Origin of the sequence: Candidatus Fusobacterium pullicola, assembly GCA_018883725.1 — a bacterium.
Taxonomy (GTDB): Bacteria; Fusobacteriota; Fusobacteriia; order Fusobacteriales; family Fusobacteriaceae; genus Fusobacterium_A; species Fusobacterium_A pullicola.
Map to the genome: position 1 here is coordinate 25,570 of JAHLFN010000016.1, position 20,951 is coordinate 46,520.

The window sequence follows — 20,951 nt, forward strand, 5'->3', positions numbered from 1 at the left end:
TTTGGATAAAATAGGGAGGTAAAGATGATAAGTTTTAAAAATGATTACAGTGAGGGAGCTTTACCAGTAGTAATGGAAGCACTACTAAAAACAAACTTAGAGCAAACAGTGGGGTATGGAGAGGATGAGTACACAGCCAAAGGGATAGAAGCTGTAAAAAAGAGTATTAAATGTGATGATTGTTATGTACGTCTTTTAGTTGGAGGGACTCAAACAAATCTTCTTACAATATCACATATATTACGTCCATATGAAGCAGTGATATCAGCTGATACTGGACATATAAGTACCCATGAAGCTGGAGCTATAGAGGCAACTGGACATAAAGTGATTGAGCTTTTAACAGATGGAAATGGAAAGATAGATGTAGAGATGATAAAGAAGGCATATGAGACTCATAAGAGAGATTTACATATGGTACAGCCTAAGATGGTATATATCTCTAATCCAACTGAATTAGGAACTCTTTATACTAAAGAGGAGTTAATAAATATATCAAATTATTGTAAGGAAGTAGGAATGTATCTATATCTTGATGGAGCAAGAATGGCATCAGCTATAGCTTCTGAAAAAAATGATATTGAATTAAGTGATTACCCTAAATATTGTGATGCTTTTTATTTAGGCGGAACTAAATGTGGACTTTTATTTGGAGAAGCTTTAGTTATAACAAATAAGAGTTTAGCAGAAGGTTTTTTCTGTAGTACTAAGCAAAAAGGTGCTACTTTAGCTAAGGGAAGATTATTGGGGATACAGTTTATAGAGTTATTTAAAGATGATAGATATTATCAAGTAGGAAAACACTCAAATAGAATGGCTGATATGTTAAAAAAAGGAGTTTTAGAGGCTGGCTACAAATTAAAGGCAGATTCCTATACAAATCAACAGTTTTTTATATTTCCAAATAGAGTTATAGAGGAGATTGGAAAAAAATATAGATATGAGCTTTGGGAAAAGATAGATGAAGATAATTCAGTAGTAAGATTTGTTACATCTTGGGCTACAAGAGAAGAGGATGTAAAAAGTTTTATAGGGGATTTAAAAAAGATTAAATAAATATTGACAAAAATAGTAAAAAATATTAATATAGATATAGGGGGGTACCCCTATATTTTTATTTGTATGGAGGTAAATTTATGAAAAAAGTTATAAAGATAGATGGAATGGGTTGTCAACACTGTGTAAAAAGTGTAGCTAATACATTGGAGAATATATCTGGAGTAGAGGTATTAGAAGTAAAGATAGGAGAGGCTACTGTTAATATTCCAGATGATTTTGATATGAGTATTATAGTTGAAGCTTTAGATGATGCTGGGTATGAGGTAATCTAATGATTAAAAAAAATTATCAGCTAGGTGGTGTTACTTGCCAAGTCTGTGTAAATAAGATTGAGAGAAAAGTTGGAAAGTTAGAGGGAGTAAAGGAGGCAGTTGTAAATCTTTCTAATGGAAAACTAACTATTGAGTATGATGAAAATCTATTAAATAGTGAAAAAATAAAAGAGGTAGTTAAAAAGTTAGGATATGAGATAGAGGAGATAAATGATTTTAAAGAGGTAGAGATAGATATTACTGGGATAACTTGCCAAGTCTGTGTAAATAAGATAGAAAGAAAAGTTGGAAAGTTGGAGGGAGTAAAGGAGATAGCAGTAAATCTAGCTAATAGTAGAGGAAAAATTCTCTATGACTCTGAAAAGATAAAGCTCTCTGAGATTTTGGAAGTTATAAAAAAGCTGGGATATGAGGGAAAAAAACATGAGGATATAGAGGAGGACAGTAAAGTTATAGAGAGTGAAAAGAAACTTAAACAGGAGTTTTTAGAGTTTAAATTAGCTATATTTTTCTCGGCTATTGTGTTTTATATCTCTATGGGAACAATGGTTGGACTTCCTGTTCCTAATATCATATCACCAGAGATAAATCCACTTAATTTCGCCTTAATTCAATTAATCTTAGCAATTCCAGTAATCTATATAGGAAGAAGATTTTATAAGGTTGGAATAAAGCAGTTAATAATGAGAAGTCCAAGCATGGATTCATTGATAGCAACAGGTACAGGGTCAGCTATATTGTATAGTCTATACGGAACATATAAGATATATAGTGGAGATTTTCATTATGTACATTCTCTATACTATGAATCTGGAGTAGTTATCTTAGCTCTTATTCTGTTGGGAAAATACTTAGAAAATGTGAGTAAAGGGAAGACTTCAGAAGCTATAAAAAAATTGATGAATTTAAAAAGTAAGAAGGCTACTCTTGTAAGAGATGGAAAATTTGTACAGGTAGATATTGAAGAGGTAGAACTAGATGAGATAGTTCTTGTAAAACCTGGTGAGAGTATCCCAGTAGATGGCGTTGTAGTAGAGGGACAAAGTAGTGTAGATGAATCTATGTTAACAGGAGAGAGTATTCCGGTAGAGAAAAATATTGGAGATAAAGTTTTTGGAGCAAGCATAAATAAAAATGGAGTAATTCAGGTAAAAGCTCAAGCAATAGGTAAGGATACAGTTATCTCTAAGATAATCAAGTTAGTGGAGAATGCTCAAGGAAGTAAGGCTCCAATAGCTAAGATAGCTGATAAAGTATCTGGATACTTTGTACCAACAGTAATGTTGATAGCAACAGTGGCTGGGATAACTTGGTACTATTTAGGAAGTAGAGGAATAGTAAAGATACATGAAGCTCCATCAATATTTGCTTTAACAATATTTGTGGCTGTTATGGTTATCGCCTGTCCGTGCTCTTTAGGATTAGCTACACCTACAGCTATAATGGTAGGAACTGGAAGAGGAGCGGAACTAGGAATACTTATAAAATCTGGAGAGGCTCTTGAAAAGGCTCACAAGATAGATACAATAGTTTTTGACAAAACAGGAACGTTAACTATTGGAAAACCAAAAGTAACAGATATAATGAGCTTTAGTAATATAGATGAAGATGAGATTTTGAGAGTGGCTGGAGCATTGGAGGAGTATTCAGAACATCCCTTGGGAGAGGCTATTGTAGAGGCTGGAAAAGAGAGAAAGTTACAATTTCCAAAGGTTGAAAAGTTTGAATCTATAACTGGAAAGGGAGTAACTGGAGTTATAGATGGAAAAAAAGTATATATTGGAAATATAAAATTGATGAGAGATTTTTCTAGAGATATAATTAATGAGAATATTTTAGAAAAATTAGCATATCAAGGCAAGACACCAATGTATATAGCTATTGAGGATAGTTTAATTGGAGTAATAGCTGTGGCTGATATTTTGAAACCAGAGGCAATAGAAACAACAAAAGAGCTTAAAAATAGAGGATATCATGTAGGAATGATAACTGGTGATAATAAATTAACAGCTCAAGCAATAGGAAAAGAGGCTGGAATAGATATAATATTTGCTGAGGTAACACCAGAAGAGAAGTATCTAAAAGTGAAGGAGTTACAAGAGCAAGGCAAAAATGTAGCTATGGTAGGTGATGGAATAAATGATTCACCAGCTTTAGTACAAGCCAATATAGGTATAGCTATAGGTGGAGGAACAGATATAGCTATGGAGAGTGCTGATATTGTTCTGATGAAAAGAGATTTAAAAGATGTGCTAGTAGCTATGGAGTTGAGCCATGCTGTTATCAAAAATATAAAAGAGAATTTATTTTGGGCTTTTATATATAATACAGTGGGGATACCAGTAGCAGCAGGGGTGTTATATCCACTTACAGGTCATCTATTAAATCCTATGATAGCAGGAGCAGCTATGGCAATGAGTTCTGTATCTGTAGTTACTAATGCTCTTAGATTAAAAAAGTTTAAAAAATAATTGAGAAGAGGTATTGTGTAAAATTTTATTTTAAATTTGCAACAATACCTTTTTTTAATGTATAATATAATATACTCATAGTTAGTAAGGTGATAGAATGAAGAATAGAAATATAGAAGAGGTACAAGGACACTGTTTATCAACAGAGAATAATTTTAGAAAAAGTCTTATCTCTAGAATAAATAGAATAGCAGGGCAACTGCGAGGCATAGAAAGAATGATATTAAATCATGTAAAGTGTGATGAGATACTAAATCAAATCTCATCTGTAAAATCAGCTTTAAATGGAATAGCTAAAGTTATCTTAGAAGCTCATTTAAGAAGTTGTGTAGTTAGTGAAATAAAATCTGGACTGGAAGAGGAAGCAACAGAGGATCTGATAAAAACCTTGGAAAGTTTATTAGATAAAAATATAAAAAAAATAAATGAGAGTAATGATAATATAATAAAAAAAGTAGAGATACAGATAGAAAAAATAAAAGAGTGTATTGAAAAAGATGAATGTTGTAGCAGTATCCTAAAAGAGATAGCTATAATAAAAAATGAACTAGATAGTGTATCAAGAGTGATTTTAGAAAGGCATATAAAAAATTGTTTAGTGAGAGATATAAAATTGGGGCTAGAGGAAAAAATCGTAAATGACTTTTTATACACAATAAATAAGATGATAAAGTAGAGGAGGGAATATGATGAAAAGAATACTTGTAATAGATGATGAGTGGAAGATAAGAAAATTGATAAAGGATTACCTAGTAAGAGAGGGGTATATTGTAGATGAAGCTGGAGATGGAGAAGAGGGATTAGAGAAATTTTTTACAAATATATATGATATTGTAATTTTAGATATAATGATGCCAAAAATAGATGGTTGGAGTGTATGTAGAAAGATAAGAGAGGAATCACAGGTTCCTATTATAATGCTCACTGCAAGAGCAGATGAGGGAGATCAACTTTTTGGATTTGAATTAGAAACAGATGAGTATATGGTAAAGCCTTTCAATCCAAAACTTTTAGTAGCAAAGATAAAAGCTCTTTTAAGAAGAGATGGAAAGATTGTAGATAAAGCACCGTTGGTATTTGGAGATTTAACAATAGATGGAGTAAAGAGAGAGGTTAGATTAAAAGGGGTAGTATTGGATTTAACTCCTAAAGAGTATGATTTGCTTTACTTTTTTGTAGAAAATAAGGGTGTTGCTCTATCAAGAGAGAAAATTTTAAACTCTGTATGGGGTTGGGATTATTTTGGAGATTCGAGAACTGTAGATACTCATATTAAAAGATTGAGAAAAAAAATAGGTGAGGAGTATATTCAAACAGTAAGAGGTTTTGGTTATAAATTTGAGGAGTAGATTATGAAAATAAGATGGAAGATGTTCCTGCTGATGTGGAGTATGGTATTATTGATAATAGCGGGCTTTGCTATAACTAATACAGTATATCTTGAAAAATTCTATATAACAAATAAAAAAGAGAGATTAATACAGATGGGAAGGGTTATTAGTGATCCGAACTATATAGTTGATTTTAGAAATCTAGAGGTTCAAAATAATGCTGAAATAGTGATAAAGAAAAGAGAGCAAGTAGATAAGTATTATCAAAAGAAACAGCTTACAGAGGAAGAGGTAAACGAGATAAAGAAAAGTCTTAAAGATGAGCAACCGATATTTAAAATAGTCTCTTTTGAGGATTATAGAGGGAAAGTTTTAATTCTTTTTATGCCATATAAAGCTGATAGATATATAGAGATAATAACACCATTGAGTTTAATTCAAGAGGGGTTAGAGGTTTCTATGAACTACCATTTACAAATAATTATAGTAGCCTTTATTATAGGTTCATCAATGGCTTTTTTCTTCTCTAAAGCAATGGTTATACCAATATTAGAGATAAAAGAGATAACTCAAAAAATAGCTAAATTAGATTTTAGTAGAAAATTTGAAGCTGATAGAAGTGATGAAATAGGAGAGCTAGGAGAAGCTATAAATCAGATGGGAGAGACTCTAGAAAAAAGTATTGATGAGATAAATAGAGTTAATAAAAAACTATTAGCTGATATTGAGAGAGAGAAGAGATTAGATAAGTTAAGAAAAGAGTTTGTTGCTTGTGTAAGTCATGAGCTAAAAACTCCTATAGCTATAATACAAGGATATGCCCAAGGTCTTATGGAAAATGTAGCTAATGAAGAGGATAGAAACTTCTATTGTGATGTCATAGTAGAGGAAAGCTATAAAATGGATAGTCTTGTTAAAGAATTACTACTTATTTCACAAATAGAGTCTGGATACTTTAAGATGAATATGGAGAAGACAAACATCTATCATCTTATCAAAGAGATAATAGATAAATATTCAAGTAAAACTGTAAAAATTGAGTATGAAGGTAAAGAGGATATAAATGTACTTTGTGATGAAAAGTATATAGATAGAGTATTAGATAACCTTATTTCAAATGCTATAAAGTATAGAACAGGAGAGTCTTCTATAAAGGTAAAAGTAGAAGATAAAAAAAATAGATGTATGGTAACTGTAAGTAATGAGAGTGAAAATTTAAAAGAAAAAGATTTAGAAACTATATGGACACCCTTTGTAAGATTAGATAGTGCTATTGGAAAAGAGGGACATGGTTTAGGACTATCTATCGTAGCGGGAGTATTAGAAAATCATAAAAGTAAATATGGAATCTATCTTTCAGAAGGAAATATGGTAAATTTCTGGTTTGAAATAAAAAAATATAATGGAGAAAAAAATGAGGAAGAATGATTATTTTTATGAAATAGAGAAGGTTTATCTTGAAAAAAAAGATGATATAGAAAAAAGATTAAAAGAGTTTAAAAAGGTATGGGAAAAAGGAAGTAATAGAGATATACATGTGGAACTATCTTTCTGTATATTAACTCCTCAATCGAAAGCTGTTAATGCTTGGAAGGCTATCACAACATTGAGAGATAATGGATTACTTTTTAATGGAACAGCAGAGGAGATGGTAGAATATCTCAATATAGTAAGATTTAAAAATAATAAGGCTAAATATCTAGTAGAGCTTAGAGAAAAGATGAAAAATGAGAAGGGAGAGTTTATTACAAAGGATTTCTTTTCAAGTTTTTCAGATATAAAAGAAGCTAGATTATGGATAGTAAAAAATATAAAAGGAATGGCTTTTAAAGAGGCAAGTCACTTTTTAAGAAATGTAGGCTTTGGAAAAGAGATATCTATATTGGATAGACATATATTGAGAAATCTAGTAAGACTCGAGGTAATAGATGAGATACCTAAAACTATAACACCTAAACTTTATTTAGAGATAGAGAAAAAAATGAAGGAGTATTGTGAATTTGTAAATATCTCTATGGATAGTTTAGACTTATTACTGTGGTATTTAGAAGCTGGAGAGATTTTTAAGTAAAAAAAGAGCTGTTGCAAATTACTTTGCAGCAGCTTTTTCTACAAATTTTTCAAATATTTTTAGCATATCTGTATTTCCACGAGCTGTCATCATCTCTGGATGCCATTGAATACCGTAGAAAAATTTATGGTTTTTCATTTGGAAAGCCTCTATAATCCCATCAGAAGCTACAGCTATAGGTGTAAGATCTTTTCCTATTTTGTTAACTGCTTGATGGTGAAAAGAGTTAGTAAAAATCTCTTCTCCAAATAAATCAGCTAGTATATTATCTTTATCTATAATTTTTACCTTATGAACAGGCATGTCAGGGTAAAAATCCTGTCTATGTTTTACCACTTCGGTATTAGTATATTTTAAATCTTGAAAAAGAGTACCACCCATAAATACATTTAAAAGTTGATGCCCACGACATATTCCAAGTATTGGTTTACCACTCTTTATAAACTCTTCAAGGAAAAGCATCTCCCCTCTATCTCTCTCAAGAGAAACGACTCCTATTCCATTTTTAAATTCTTCTCCATATAGTAGAGGATTAATATCAGCTCCTCCAGATAAAATTAATCCATCTAATAATTTAACTTGTTCCTTTATAGTATCTAAATCATCAAGAGTAGGAATAATAATTGGTGTTCCTCCAGCTGCTATAACAGATTTAGAATAATCTATACTAACACAATTTCTAAAATAATTTTTTAAATTAGGATCGTTTTCCCATGCAGAAGTTATTCCTATAACTGGTTTTTTCATAAAATCAACTCCTATTAGTCTTCTATTTTTTCTAATTCTATATTTGGGAAGTTTTCTTTTAATTCCTCTTGTGTTTTTATTTTTTTCAGAGTTTCACAAGCTGAGCAAAGTCCACTACAAGTAGAAAATCCTTCAACAAATTCTATAGTATCTCCATCTTTTAGCTGTTTACCATTTCCCTTAACTTTATATTTTCCATTTAGTATCATAAGCAACCTCTATCTTTAATTTTTTTTAATATTATATCAATTTTTTCTAAATTATTAAATAGATTTTAAAATAATTTTTGACATACTTAGGTCATAATTAAAGGATATACTTTAACCATAAAGAATAGAGATAAAAATTAGGAGGTATATAAAATGAAAAAATTAACAATGTTAGTAGGAGCAATCACATTATTAGCAGGAACTACTTTATTTGCAGCAAATACGAATGAGCCTGTAGTAAATAAAAATATTAATGAAAAATTTAACTACTCAATGAATATGGAAGGAAGAGGGAGACACCACTTTCCAAGAGGATATTGTAATGATGGAAGAATGGGATACATTCAAAATAAAGAGATAGAGAGAAATAGAATAGATATAATGGAGAAGAGATTAGAATTAAGAAAAGAGTTGATAAAAGATAGACCAGATTGGAAAAAAGTAGAGAGATTAAATCAAGAGATAGCTTTAAAAAGAGCAAATAATCAAACAATAATGATGAAAGAAAGAATGGTAAATCCTAAAGTTTAAAGAGAATTAAGAAAAGTGGTATAAGCTGATGAGAAGTTAGTTTATACCACTTTTTTTATTTAAAAAAATATGTTAATAAAAATATAAAATACACATGTTTTTATATTACATTAATAAAAATATAAAAAGTAAATTCTTTTATGTTACATTAATAAAATTATAATAAAAAAAATTAAAATTAATATATGGCGAATAAGTGACAAAAATGATAAGATTAAGACACGAAATAAAGACGAAATTTTTAAATCCAAAAAATAAGATTTGAAGGCTTGAGTGGGGGAATTAAAATGAAAGGTAATGTAGAAAAAAGTATAAAAAGATGGTTGAAAAATAAAGTAAAAGTAACATTAGGGTTAATAGTTTCATTTTTAATAACTGGAAATATAGGGTATGCTGAAGTAAATCTAACTCCAGATGAAAATAATAATATAGAAATAAAGGAAGAGTCAACCAAAGAAATAGTAGGATTAGAAATAACAAAAGATAACAATATAGAAAATATAAATAATTTTGAAATTAAAGTTGATTCCGCTAAGGGAGAAAAAGGATTAAATGGTGAAGCAAAAGGAATAGGTGTTACAAATGCAAAATTTACTGTTAATGCAGAAGGAAAAATTTCTATTGTAGCAATTAATAACTCAGATGAAAATAGTGATAAAAATATTACAAATACAGCTTATGGAATATCTATGGGAATTGAAAATAAAAATTCTTCTTCAGAAATAGAATTGAAAGCTAAAGAAAATATAAAAATAGAAGCAGATTCTGGAATAGCAACAGCATATGCAATTTTTGCCAATTCAAGTGGTACTAATCCTAAAAAAATATATTTAGAATCTGAAAATAATGATATTTTTTTAAAAACAAATGCAAAAAATACTGAGAGAGATTTAGCAGCTATAATAAGTGCTGATGCTGGAAGTTGTGAAATAGATATAGATTTAATAGCTAAAAATGGAAATGTAACATTATATGGAGAATCACAGACTGGATTAATTGTTGGAGTAAAAACATCAGTTGTTACAGGAGGAGATAAAACTTCAAATGTAAGCTTAGAAGGAAAAGATATAGTAATAGAAACTAAATCTAAAGAAAAAACTTTTGTACTTGAAAACGATAGTAAAGATAGTAGTATAAATTTAAACGGAGAAAATATAACTTTAAAGGGAACATCTAGTGATGAAACATATGCAGATTATACTTCTACCCTATACAATGCCAATGGTGTTGTAAATATAGCAGGAGGTGGAGAAGTTAATTTAGAGTCAACTTCGAATAAAATAGGTAGTTATGGAGTATTTGCATTTGATGCTAGAGATACTAATATCAAAGGAAAAATTGTTGATATAATTAGTACTTCAAATAACTCATCAGCAATTGGGGTATATGCAGATAGTATAACAAAAGATTCGTTTGTAACAGTAGATACAGTGGAAGATCTAAATATAAAGGCTCAAGGAAATTTATATTCAGCTTCTTTATTTAATAGTGCAAGAAAAAAAGATGATGAAACAAAAATTTCATTAAACTCATCAGGAAATTTAAATTTAAGTTCAAAAGATACTATAGCATCATATGGAATATATAATAATTCTTCTGGTGGAAAAGCAACACTTTCATTAAACTCTAAAGGAGAATTAGTAGCTAATTCATTATCAAATAATGGAATAGCATATGGAGTTTATAACTATGCCACAGGTGGTAATTCAAAAATAGATATCAATGTCAAAGAAAATGTTGATATAAATACTATTGGGAATAGTAATAGTAGTATATATGGAGTACTTTCTTTTAACGGAAGTGGAGGTTCAAGTGAAGTAGATATAAAAGCTAAAAATATAGATATCGATTCTAAAAATAAAACTGGTAATGATTATGGTCTTTTTTTAAGAGATAAAGCTATTTTAAAAGCAGATAATAATATTATTGTTAATTCAGCATCAGAAAACGGAAATACATATGGAATAGTAACAGGATTGACTAATAAAGAATCAGTTATATCAGGAAGTAATATTGAAATAAATAGTAAATCTGGCTTCTCTTTTGAAACTTTAGAAAAAACAGAAGGAAAGTCATCATATGGTATGTATATAGAACCAAGCAGTATTTTAAACCTTGAAGCTAGAGAAAAAGTTAATATTTTAGCACAAACAACAGGAAATAATGCATATGGTCTTCAAGCCTTAGAAAAAAGTGATACTAAAATTAAGGGAGATACTTTGAATATTACATCTATAGGTAAAGAAATAGATGGAAGTAATGCAGGAGATATAGATACAAATGTAACAGTAAGTAAAATATTTAATACCACCCAAGGAATTAGATTACAAGATGAGGCAACACTTGATTTAACGAATGTCAATAACTTAAATGTAACTTCAAGTGACATAGCAGTAACAGTAAAAGATACTAATTTAAAATTTGATGGAGTTAGTAAATTTGTAGGAAATAGTTATTTAATTGAAAATTATAAAGATAATAATTTATTAGTAAGACCAGTACTTCAAGCAATAAATGATGGTAATATTACATTATCTGGAGATACAACTGTAATAAGTAGAACAGGGGAAGATGGTTCAGAGGATGAGACTAAAATAAATAACGTAGGTATCTATGCTCAAGGAGATACTAATACTGCGATGGTAGAAAATATTACTGTCAATGGAAAATTAACAGTAATATCAGGAAATGATGTATTAACAGAAAAATATGATATAGAAAATTTAGAAGAATTAAGAAATCTTACAGCAGGGGATTTTAAAGAGTTAATATCAAATACAGATATAACGCTAATGGCAACATCTGGAGGAAAAATAAATATTGATTCAAATGATAATGTATTCTTAATAGGAGATATACTTTCAGGTAAAGCAAATTCAGAGGTATCAGTAAAAGGTGGAAATGGAAATCCAGATTCAATGGTAGTAATAGGAGAAGTATTAGCAGCAAATGGTGGAAAAGTAAATCTAGATATGTCTAATGGAGGATATTTTGTAGGAAGAGCTGATGACTACTTTACTATAAACGAAGGATTTAAAGAAGCAGGATTCCGTAATAATAAATTTGATGAAAATATAGCAGAAGGTGGAGAAATAAGTATAAAACTTGGAAAAAATGCAACATGGAATGCTATAGGACAAAGCTATGTAACAAATCTTGAATTTAAAGAAGGTAGTGGAGTAGTAGACTTAACACATGAAGGAAATGCATTGAGAATAAAAAATCTAGCAGGAGAAGGAACATTTAATATAACTCTAGATTCAGAAAATAAAGAATCAGGAAATATGCTATATGTATACAATGTAGTTGATAATATAGATGATGTTCAACAAAATCAAAAAATGAGATCAGCAGTAGCTCTATTTGCAAATGAAGAGCCAGCTACTGAAAATAAAGTGATAACTCAAACAGTCAACTTAACAGACAGTGTATTAAATTTACAACCTGGAGAAAAATTACGTTTTGCAACATTAGGAGACCAAGCGACAGGAAAAGTTGAATTTGTGGCAAATGAAGTAAAAGAAAGAGGTATAAATAACGTAAGTTATAATACAGAAAACTCAGCTTATGATATAAATGATGAAGAAAATGTTGTATATAATGGGGATGGAACAACAGCAACTAAACCAGGAAATAGTATAGTAAATAGTGCAGATGGATTTAATGCAACAGAAAACTGGTACCTAACAAGAGGAATAGAAAGAATAAATGATGCAGGAAAAACTATCATAGAGATGTCAAAAGCAAACTATGCAAGTGCAGTGTACCTAGATAATTTAAACAAACGTTTAGGAGATATGACATTTGCAGAAGGAAAAGAAGGATTCTGGGTAAGATTAAGAAACGATAGAGTAGGAGAAGATGGAGAATATAGATTACACAACTATATGACACAATTAGGATATGATAAACCATATCCAATGGAAAAAGGAAAAGGAACAGAATACAGAGGAATAGCATTTGAAATCTCAAAAGGGGATATGGAATATAAAAATATAAATGGAGATGCAAATGTAGATCGTCAAGCATTATGGCTATATGATACAAATATGTATAATAATGGATTCTATAGTGACTATGTATTTAGATTAGGAAGAATGGAAAGTGAGTTTGATATCTCAGGAAGAGAAACAGGAGCAAAAGTAGAAGGAACATACAAAAATCTATTCTTAGGAGCAAGTGCAGAGTATGGATATAGATATGACCTAAGCGAAAAAACATACTTAGAACCACAAGTACAACTACAATACACATATATAGATGGAACAGATTATACAACAAATCAAGAAACAAAAGTAGAATTAGATGAAATTCATAGTGTAATAGGACGTGCAGGAGCAAGATTAGGACATGACTTCTATAATAAAGAAGGAAATAAAACAGCTACATTATATGCAAAAGCAGATATAAACCATGAATTTTTAGGGGATCAAAGAGTAAAAGCAAAAGATAAAACAGGGGTAATAGATAAAAAATATGAAAACGATGCAACATGGTACGATATAGGAATAGGAGCATCAAAAGATGTAACACCAGACTTTAACGTATATATGGATGTAGAAAGACAAATAGGAAGAACAAGAGATGACCAAAGCTGGCAATTTAACTTAGGATTTAGATACAGATTTAATGATGTAAAAGATTTAAATCCAGTTGTGATGTTGAGAGACTTTACTATGAAAGCAGATAACTATTTTGATTTTGATAAGTCAGAATTAAAACCTGAAGGAAAAAAAATAGTAAAAGAGATTTCAAATGAATTAACAAAAGAAAATGCTACAGGAACATTAAAAATAGAAGGACATACAGATTCAATAGGAACAAATGAATATAACCAAAAATTATCAGAAAGAAGAGCTCAATTTGTTGAAAATGAATTTAAACAAAATATAACAACAGATAAAATTAAATATGAAACAAGAGGTTATGGAGAAGAAAGACCAATAGCAGACAATGCTACTAAAGAGGGAAGAGCAAAAAATAGAAGAGTTGAAATCAACTTTGGAGGAACAATAGAGAATTAGTGTGAAAGACTTAAAGGGATTACTTTAAGTAATCTCTTTAAGTTAATTTGGGAAAAGGAGTGTTAAAAATGAAGAAACTTTTAATATTAGGATTTATACTGTTGATGGCAGGATGTAGTAATACTCCACCAAAAGTAGAATTAACACCAACTGAGGTTACTCAATTAAATGGAGATACAAATAAGGGAGCAGAGCTTCTAATAAGAAAAGCTATTTTAAATGATATGTCAAAGTATAACTATACATCAACTGAAAAAAATAATTTACAATTAATGGAAGAGAATTTAGAGATAGAGTATTATTTGAATACAGTTGCAGCTAAGAAGGTAAATATATCAGATGAAGAGGTTGTGGCTATCTATAATAATAATAGGGATAAATTAAAGGGGATAAAAGCAGAAGTAGCTTTACCTCAAATAAGAGAACAGCTATATTTACAACAGATAAATAATGAAAAGGTAAACTATATAAATTCATTAGTTGAAAAATACCAATTAAATAGTAAATTAAATTCACATTTTCCAAAAGAAGCTGTGGAAACAGTAAAAGAATAAAATTACTAACTAAAAAAGGAGTATTATAAATTAAGATTAATCCCCACTCAATCTTTTTAATACTCCTTTTTTTTATTTTAATTTTTATTTATTTTCTTTTAAAGATTTATATTTTTCAACTTTATCTGGAAAATATTTTTGTAAAATTTGAAGATAAGTACCATCGTTATCAAGTTTTAAAATAGCTTGATTAATTTGTTCAGCTAATTTAGTTTCTCCTTTTCTAAGAGCAATAGAAGCTCCAGGTTGAGTATCGATTACAACATCAACTTTTTTAAGACCACTCATAGATTTTAAATATTCCTCTCCAGTTACGTCTGCAATGATAACAGCATCAATCTTATTATTTTGTAAATCCATTAATGCTCCAGTCCAAGAGTTGTATAGTTGAGGAGTAGCTCCAAGTTCTTTTGCAAACTCTTTTTGAATAGTTCCTATTTGAACTCCTACTTTTTTACCCTTTAACTCTTCTTTTTTAACTAGAGGACTATTTTCATTTACAATAACAAAATGTTCATCAGAAGAGACTAACATATAAGGCATAGAGAAAGTAACAGCTTTTTGTCTTTCTGGAGTTTGTGACATACCAGCAATAACAGCATCAATTTTTTTCATTTGAAGAGCTGGAAGTAGTCCATCAAATCCCATATTGCTCCATACGATTTCATAACCTAATTCTTTTCCAATGGCGTCCATAAGCTCGATATCAAATCCTACCATTTTTCCATTTTCAAGATATTCGTAAGGCATAAATTCAGCATTTGTACCTACATACAGTTTTTTAGCAGAAAATGATAGTGAAGATAAAACCAACATTAATAATAAGATAACTTTTTTCATAAAAATCCCTCCATATTTTATATAAGTTTATTTAGAACAATTTTGAAATTCCTCTTTAATCTCTTTTAAAAGTTGAGGATTAGTAAATACATCTATAGCTGTAAGAGCCATAGCAATAGCAGCTTCTTTCATTCCTTTATAGGCTTCAGGTTGAATAGTAGCACAAGCAAATTCTACACTGTGACCAGTTAGATGGTTTGTAGTAAGTGGGAATGATGGATGTATAGTAGGACAACAATGGCTTACATCACCCATATCAGTTGAACCAAATCCCTTTTTATCTACAATCTTTGTAACCCCTTGAAGTTTTAAGTTTTTCTCATAAGTTTCAGACAATTTTTTATTTGTAACAAGGTTAGCAAAACTAGTCTCGTAGTTTTCCATCTCAAGTGTAGTACCAGTAGCAATAGCAGCTCCTCTGGCACAGTTTTTAACTCTTTCAACCAATTCCTTTAAATAAGATAAAGTTTCAGCTCTTACATAGAAATTAGCAACAGCTAAATCTGGAATAATATTAGCAGCTTTTCCACCATTACTAATGATTCCATGAATTCTAGCAGTTTCTACTGTTTGTTGTCTTAGTGCATTGATAGAATTAAATAACATAAGTACTCCATCAAGAGCATTGATTCCCTCATGTGGAGAACCGGCAGCATGGGCTGTTTTACCTTTAAATGTAAATTGAATAGCTTCCATAGCTTGAGATTTTCCACTTCTAGTATGAGCCTCTCCAGTAGGATGAACAGCCATAGCTATATCAATATCATTAAAGATTCCAGCTTTAGCCATATCAACTTTAGCTCCACAAGTTTCTTCAGCAGGTGTACCAATTACCAATATTTCACCAGCTATATCTCCTATAACTTCTTTTAAAAGTATTCCAGTTGCAACACTAGTTACACCAAAAATATTGTGTCCACAACCATGTCCTATTCCAGGAAGAGCATCATACTCAGCAAGGATAGCTACTTTAACTCCTCCATTTCCAGATTTATATCTTCCTATAAAAGCTGTAGGAATATCAGCAAAATTATCAGAAGTCTCAAATCCATGTTTTTTTAAAAGTTGAGTAAGTGTACTACAAGCTTTAAACTCCTTGTGTCCAAGTTCAGGGTTATTGTAGATATACTCATTTGCTTCTTTAAACTCCTCAAGATAATTATCAAAGATCTTTGAAAGTTTTTCTTTTAATTGTTCCATTTTTCCCTCCCGATGTAAATAAATAAAAAAAGTCAATACACCTTATATGTATTGACTCAAAATTTTTCTATGTTAAAAATTGCCAATAGAAATTTCTATAAGCTTAGAGCAATATTAATACTAGGTATATACAAAGATAAGGTATTCAAATTTATATTAAATTTCCTTAACTTTAATGTCCTTAGTAACATATTGTTCCTCCTCCTTTTCAAAACTTCTATTTGAAATATATATACCACATTCAGAAAGAAATGTCAAACTTTTTTAAATTTTTTTATCTTCAAGTAACTCTAATTTTCTCATATTTTCACCTTTTAAGATGTATATTAAATCAAATACAAGGTGAAGTATGTGGTCAGCAAATCTCTCTAATTTTTTACAAAGTAGGATTAATTCGGTTCCACTTTGAATATTTTCAGGTTTTTTCTTCATAAGTTCAATAATATTTTCAATATCAGTTTTAGTTAAATCATCAATCTCTTCATCCATAGTTAAAAGTGAGAAAAGAATCTTCTCATCATTTTTTATAAAGGCATTGATATATCCTTCATAAATATTTTTTGTTTTTAGAGCTATTGGATAAATAGTGTTTTTTAATTCAGCTGCCATTTCAGTAGAACTTTCTTCAATAGACTTTATAATTTTTAAGTTAGCTTTTAAAAGGTCTCCCATTCTTTCAGTAAGTCTAGCACTATTAATTAACATTATAAGAAGTCTTAAGTTTCCAGCAGCTGGTTGGAATCTAGCCATTGTAAAGATAGAATCCTCTTTTATCTTAACTTCAAAGTTATTAATAGTATCTTCAAGTAGTAAGCACTCCCCATAAAGAGCTGTATCAAATGAAGATTTTTCAAACATTTCGAGATTGATATCTAGAACTCTATTAAGATTTTTTAAAAGCTCTAAGTAATGCTCTCTCAATCCTTTTATACTTTCATCTAGGTTTTTCATAATATCCTCCTATCCAAATTTTCCTGTTATATAGTCTTCTGTTTTTTTCTTGTGTGGTGTTGTAAATATAAGCTCAGTCTTATCGAACTCTTCTAATACTCCTTGATAGAAAAATCCAGTGTATTCAGAAATTCTTGAAGCTTGTTGCATATTATGTGTAACGATGATAATACTATATTTTTCTTCAAGTTGTCTTATTAGCTCCTCTATTTTTGATGTAGATATAGGGTCAAGAGCAGATGTAGGCTCATCCATTAGAAGAATTTCTGGATTGATAGAGATAGCTCTTGCTATACATAATCTTTGTTGTTGACCTCCAGAAAGTCCAAGTGATGATTTATGAAGTTTATCTTTAACCTCGTCCCAAAGAGCAACTGATTTTAGAGAAGTTTCAACTATTTCATCTAATTTATCTTTATCTTTTTCCCCATGTAATTTAGGAGCATAAACAAGATTTTCATAGATACTCTTAGGGAATGGATTTGGTTTTTGGAAAACCATTCCTATTTTTTTTCTAAGTTCAACAATATCATAGTCTTTATCGAAGATATTTTTACCATCAAAGATGATGTTTCCTTCATATTTAACATTAGGAATTAAGTCGTTCATTCTGTTGATAGATCTTAAAAATGTAGATTTTCCACAACCAGAAGGCCCTATTAGAGCAGTAACTTTATTCTTTTTTATTTCCATATTAATATCTTTTAATGCTTTAAAATCACCATAGTAAAAGTTAAAATCTTTTACTAAAATTCTTGTATCATTAGAATTCATATTTCCTCCTAAAACTCTATAAAATCTTTTCGTTATTTATTTTTCGAATTAAACCTTTGTCTAACAAAAGCTCCAAATAGGTTAAAGCTAAGTGTTATTAAAACAAGAACAAATAGTGTTCCACTTATAAAAGAAGCAGGCATATTAGGTACTTGTGTAGATATAACATATAGGTGATATGGTAGAGCCATAACTTGATCCCAATATGATATTGGTAAGAAAGGCAGGTAGAAAGCTACAGCTGTAAACATAATTGGAGCTGTTTCTCCTGCTGCTCTTGATATACTTAAGATAACTCCTGTTAAAATTCCAGGCATAGCTGCAGGAAGAATTACCTTAGTTGTAGTTTCCCATTTTGTAGCTCCAAGAGCAAGTGAAGCTTCTCTTAGATGCTTAGGAATAGCAAGTAGAGACTCTCTAGTAGCTGTTATAATAACAGGTAAACACATTATTCCTAATGTTAATGAACCTGAAAGAATCGAAACATCAAAACCTAAGAAAATTACAAATAGTGCCATACCAAATAAACCGTAGATTATACTTGGAATACCAGCTAGATTTATAATTGTAAGATTTATAATTCTAGTCAACATATTATCTTTAGCATACTCCACTAAGTATACTCCTGTCAAGATACCAAATGGAACAGATACAATAATTGTTCCAAGTGTTAACCAAAGAGTTCCTACTATTGCTGGAAAGATTCCTCCAGCTCTCATTCCATTAGAAGGCATCTCAGTTAGGAAACTCCAAGATATTGATGGAATACCAGTGTAGAAGATATATCCTATTATTAAAAATACAGGAATTATAGTAAGTAGTGTCATTAATTTTATTATTAATTCAAGCACAGTGGCTTTAGATTTTTTTATAATAAGCATCTTTTCCTCCTAAAATTACATCTCTCTTGCTTTTCTTATAAATCTATCAGCGATACAGTTAGTTATGAAACTTATTATGAAAAGAACAATTCCAATAGCAAATAGAGCATAGTAGTGTGTACTTCCTTGTACAACTTCTCCCATCTCAGCAGCTATAGTAGCTGTTAATGTTCTTACTGCCGAAAGAGGTGTTGTAGCTAAAATTGGTGAGTTACCTGTTATCATAAGTACAGTAAGTGTTTCTCCGATAATTCTTCCAAATCCTAACATGATACCAGCAAATATTCCTGGGAAAGCTGCTGGAAGAAGAATATTAAATATTGTTTCAACTTTGTTTGCTCCAAGGGCAAGTGAAGCTTCTTTATAAGATTTATCAAGAGCCTTTAAAGAGTCATCAGCTATACTGATTATTGTAGGAAGAGCCATGAAGGCAAGCATTATTCCACCAGTAAGTGCTGTTAGACCACTTGGAAGATTGAATAACTCTTTAATAGGACCAGATAAAACATATAGCCCGATAACTCCAAGAACAACAGATGGAATAGCTGACATTGTTTCAATAACAACTTTTAAAATTGTTCTTATTTTAGGTGAAGCATATTCAGCTATGTAAATTGCTGTAAAAATTCCAATTGGAACGGCTATAACTAAAGCTACGATAGTAACCCAGAAAGAACCAACTAAAAGAGGTAAAAGCCCATATAACTCAGATAGAGATATCCACTTTTTACCAAAGAAGAAATCTAAAATTGGATATGAAGAGAAAAACTTCAGTCCATTAACAACTATAAATAAGAAAATTAGAAATATTATTAGTATATTTGAAACACCAACTCCGAAAAGAACATGTTTCATGGCATTATCTTTTATTCTTCTTATGCCTTGCATAAAAACCTCCTAAAATACATCAAATTACATTAATTTATATAACGAAATAATAATAAAATATTTGTGTAAAAAGAGTATTAATTTAATGTTAAAATTATGTAAAAAAATTTTTACATAAAATTTACATTGAATTAATATTAGATTTACAGAGAAATATTATATTTAATGTGTAAAATGTGAAAAAGAAAAATAAATTGGAGGGAATGAAATGAATATTTTTAAAAAAGGTTTATTAGGAATGTTAGTTGTAACAGGATTATTATTAAGTGCAAATACAGCGGAAGCTAGATCAAAGGTTATCCAAGTTAAAGGATCAGATACTATATTAAATGTGTCTCAATCAATAGCTGAAAACTTTATGAAAGAGAATAGAAAAGCAAGAATAGCTGTTACAGGTGGAGGTTCAGGAGTAGGAATTTCAGCTCTTATCAATGGAACAACAGATATAGCTATGGCTTCAAGAAATATAAAATCTAAAGAGTTAGAGCAAGCAAAAGCAAAAGGATTAGATGTAAAAGAAGTAGTATTAGGATTTGATGGAATAACAATAATAACAAACCACTCAAATCCGGTAAAAGATATTGATGATATAACATTAGGAAAAATATTTAGAGGAGAGATTACTAACTGGAAAGAGTTAGGAGGAGACGATGCTCCAATCGTTGTACTATCAAGAGATTCATCATCAGGAACACACGAATTCTTTAAAGAGCATATAATCAGAGAAAATAATACTAAAAAAGATTTAGAATATGGACCAAAAACTTTATATATGCCATCTAATGAAGCTATAAAACAAGAGATAAAATCAAATAAATATGCAATTGGATATATTGGAATGGGATATATGGATGATTCAGTAGAAGCTATAAAAGTGGATGGAGTAGAAGCGAGTGTAGAGAATGTAGCAAATAAAAAATATCCAATAGCTAGAGAAGTATATTGGTATGTAGATAATAAAGCATCAGACAATGTAAAAAATCTTGTAGATTATGCACTTTCTCCAAAAGGGCAAGAATTAGTTAAAGAGGAAGGGTTTGTTCCTGTTAAATAAGATACTCAAAACTAAATAAATAATTATTAAGAGAGAGCCTTAAAAATAGTCAAAAGTTGTAAAAATCCTTTTACTTTTTGGGCTCTCTCTTTTA

Annotated in this window: 19 protein-coding genes; 11 read left to right on the forward strand and 8 right to left on the reverse strand. The window is 30.0% G+C overall.

Annotated elements, in window-relative coordinates; translation table 11 throughout:
- Positions 1-24: 24 nt before the first annotated feature.
- The 7 genes from IAA47_01645 to IAA47_01675 all read left to right on the forward strand — a co-directional run bounded on the left by IAA47_01645 (position 25) and on the right by IAA47_01675 (position 7,204).
- A complete protein-coding gene (locus IAA47_01645) occupies positions 25-1,056 on the forward strand; it encodes an aminotransferase class I/II-fold pyridoxal phosphate-dependent enzyme (GenBank protein ID MBU3841697.1) in 1,032 nt (343 codons plus the stop codon).
- An 80-nt stretch (positions 1,057-1,136) separates the two neighbouring features.
- The gene (locus tag IAA47_01650) at positions 1,137-1,331 is read left to right on the forward strand and encodes a cation transporter (protein ID MBU3841698.1); all 195 of its coding nucleotides are present in this window, start codon (positions 1,137-1,139) and stop codon (positions 1,329-1,331) included.
- Positions 1,331-3,802 carry a heavy metal translocating P-type ATPase gene (locus IAA47_01655; protein MBU3841699.1) on the forward strand — a complete coding sequence of 824 codons (2,472 nt, stop codon included), beginning with the start codon at positions 1,331-1,333 and terminating at the stop codon, positions 3,800-3,802. Before IAA47_01650 ends, IAA47_01655 begins: the two co-directional genes overlap by 1 nt.
- Before the next feature lie 97 nt (positions 3,803-3,899).
- Positions 3,900-4,478: a metal-sensing transcriptional repressor gene (locus IAA47_01660; protein ID MBU3841700.1), complete on the forward strand. Its 579-nt coding sequence runs from the start codon at positions 3,900-3,902 to the stop codon at positions 4,476-4,478.
- A gap of 13 nt (positions 4,479-4,491) precedes the next feature.
- Positions 4,492-5,151 (forward strand): response regulator transcription factor, encoded by a 660-nt coding sequence (locus IAA47_01665; protein MBU3841701.1) that lies wholly within the window; start codon positions 4,492-4,494, stop codon positions 5,149-5,151.
- Positions 5,152-5,154: 3 nt separating this feature from the next.
- Positions 5,155-6,561 (forward strand): HAMP domain-containing histidine kinase, encoded by a 1,407-nt coding sequence (locus IAA47_01670; protein MBU3841702.1) that lies wholly within the window; start codon positions 5,155-5,157, stop codon positions 6,559-6,561.
- Entirely contained in the window at positions 6,548-7,204 is a 657-nt protein-coding gene (locus tag IAA47_01675) for an N-glycosylase/DNA lyase (protein MBU3841703.1), read from the forward strand. Before IAA47_01670 ends, IAA47_01675 begins: the two co-directional genes overlap by 14 nt.
- Positions 7,205-7,222: 18 nt before the next feature.
- Here IAA47_01675 and IAA47_01680 read toward each other — a convergent pair whose 3' ends face one another.
- Together IAA47_01680 and IAA47_01685 are read right to left on the reverse strand one after the other, a co-directional pair.
- Positions 7,223-7,951, reverse strand: coding sequence for a gamma-glutamyl-gamma-aminobutyrate hydrolase family protein (locus IAA47_01680; protein MBU3841704.1), 729 nt, complete (start codon positions 7,949-7,951; stop codon positions 7,223-7,225).
- 14 nt (positions 7,952-7,965) lie between these two features.
- Positions 7,966-8,160 (reverse strand): hypothetical protein, encoded by a 195-nt coding sequence (locus IAA47_01685; protein MBU3841705.1) that lies wholly within the window; start codon positions 8,158-8,160, stop codon positions 7,966-7,968.
- 153 nt (positions 8,161-8,313) lie between these two features.
- On the opposite strand from IAA47_01685, the gene IAA47_01690 reads away from it, so the two are divergent.
- The 3 genes from IAA47_01690 to IAA47_01700 all read left to right on the forward strand — a co-directional run bounded on the left by IAA47_01690 (position 8,314) and on the right by IAA47_01700 (position 14,269).
- A complete protein-coding gene (locus IAA47_01690) occupies positions 8,314-8,691 on the forward strand; it encodes a hypothetical protein (protein MBU3841706.1) in 378 nt (125 codons plus the stop codon).
- Between the two features lie 287 nt (positions 8,692-8,978).
- On the forward strand, positions 8,979-13,715 hold the full coding sequence (locus tag IAA47_01695) for an autotransporter outer membrane beta-barrel domain-containing protein (GenBank protein ID MBU3841707.1): 4,737 nt from the start codon (positions 8,979-8,981) through the stop codon (positions 13,713-13,715).
- A gap of 68 nt (positions 13,716-13,783) precedes the next feature.
- Positions 13,784-14,269, forward strand: coding sequence for a hypothetical protein (locus IAA47_01700; protein MBU3841708.1), 486 nt, complete (start codon positions 13,784-13,786; stop codon positions 14,267-14,269).
- An 84-nt stretch (positions 14,270-14,353) separates the two neighbouring features.
- Here the strand turns inward: IAA47_01700 and IAA47_01705 are convergent, their stop codons facing one another.
- From IAA47_01705 to pstC, 6 genes are all read right to left on the reverse strand, one after another.
- Complete coding sequence (locus IAA47_01705) at positions 14,354-15,109, reverse strand: basic amino acid ABC transporter substrate-binding protein (GenBank protein ID MBU3841709.1); 756 nt, start codon at positions 15,107-15,109, stop codon at positions 14,354-14,356.
- Positions 15,110-15,136: 27 nt separating this feature from the next.
- Positions 15,137-16,309, reverse strand: coding sequence for a M20 family metallopeptidase (locus tag IAA47_01710; protein ID MBU3841710.1), 1,173 nt, complete (start codon positions 16,307-16,309; stop codon positions 15,137-15,139).
- Positions 16,310-16,573: 264 nt separating this feature from the next.
- Positions 16,574-17,260: a hypothetical protein gene (locus tag IAA47_01715; GenBank protein MBU3841711.1), complete on the reverse strand. Its 687-nt coding sequence runs from the start codon at positions 17,258-17,260 to the stop codon at positions 16,574-16,576.
- Between the two features lie 9 nt (positions 17,261-17,269).
- On the reverse strand, positions 17,270-18,034 hold the full coding sequence (gene pstB, locus IAA47_01720) for a phosphate ABC transporter ATP-binding protein (protein ID MBU3841712.1): 765 nt from the start codon (positions 18,032-18,034) through the stop codon (positions 17,270-17,272).
- A 32-nt stretch (positions 18,035-18,066) separates the two neighbouring features.
- A complete protein-coding gene (gene pstA / locus IAA47_01725; GenBank protein ID MBU3841713.1) occupies positions 18,067-18,915 on the reverse strand; it encodes a phosphate ABC transporter permease PstA in 849 nt (282 codons plus the stop codon).
- 15 nt (positions 18,916-18,930) lie between these two features.
- Positions 18,931-19,803: a phosphate ABC transporter permease subunit PstC gene (gene pstC / locus IAA47_01730; GenBank protein ID MBU3841714.1), complete on the reverse strand. Its 873-nt coding sequence runs from the start codon at positions 19,801-19,803 to the stop codon at positions 18,931-18,933.
- 208 nt (positions 19,804-20,011) lie between these two features.
- Here pstC and IAA47_01735 point away from each other — a divergent pair, with 208 nt between their 5' ends.
- Positions 20,012-20,857, forward strand: coding sequence for a phosphate ABC transporter substrate-binding protein (locus tag IAA47_01735; protein MBU3841715.1), 846 nt, complete (start codon positions 20,012-20,014; stop codon positions 20,855-20,857).
- Positions 20,858-20,951 lie beyond the last annotated feature (94 nt).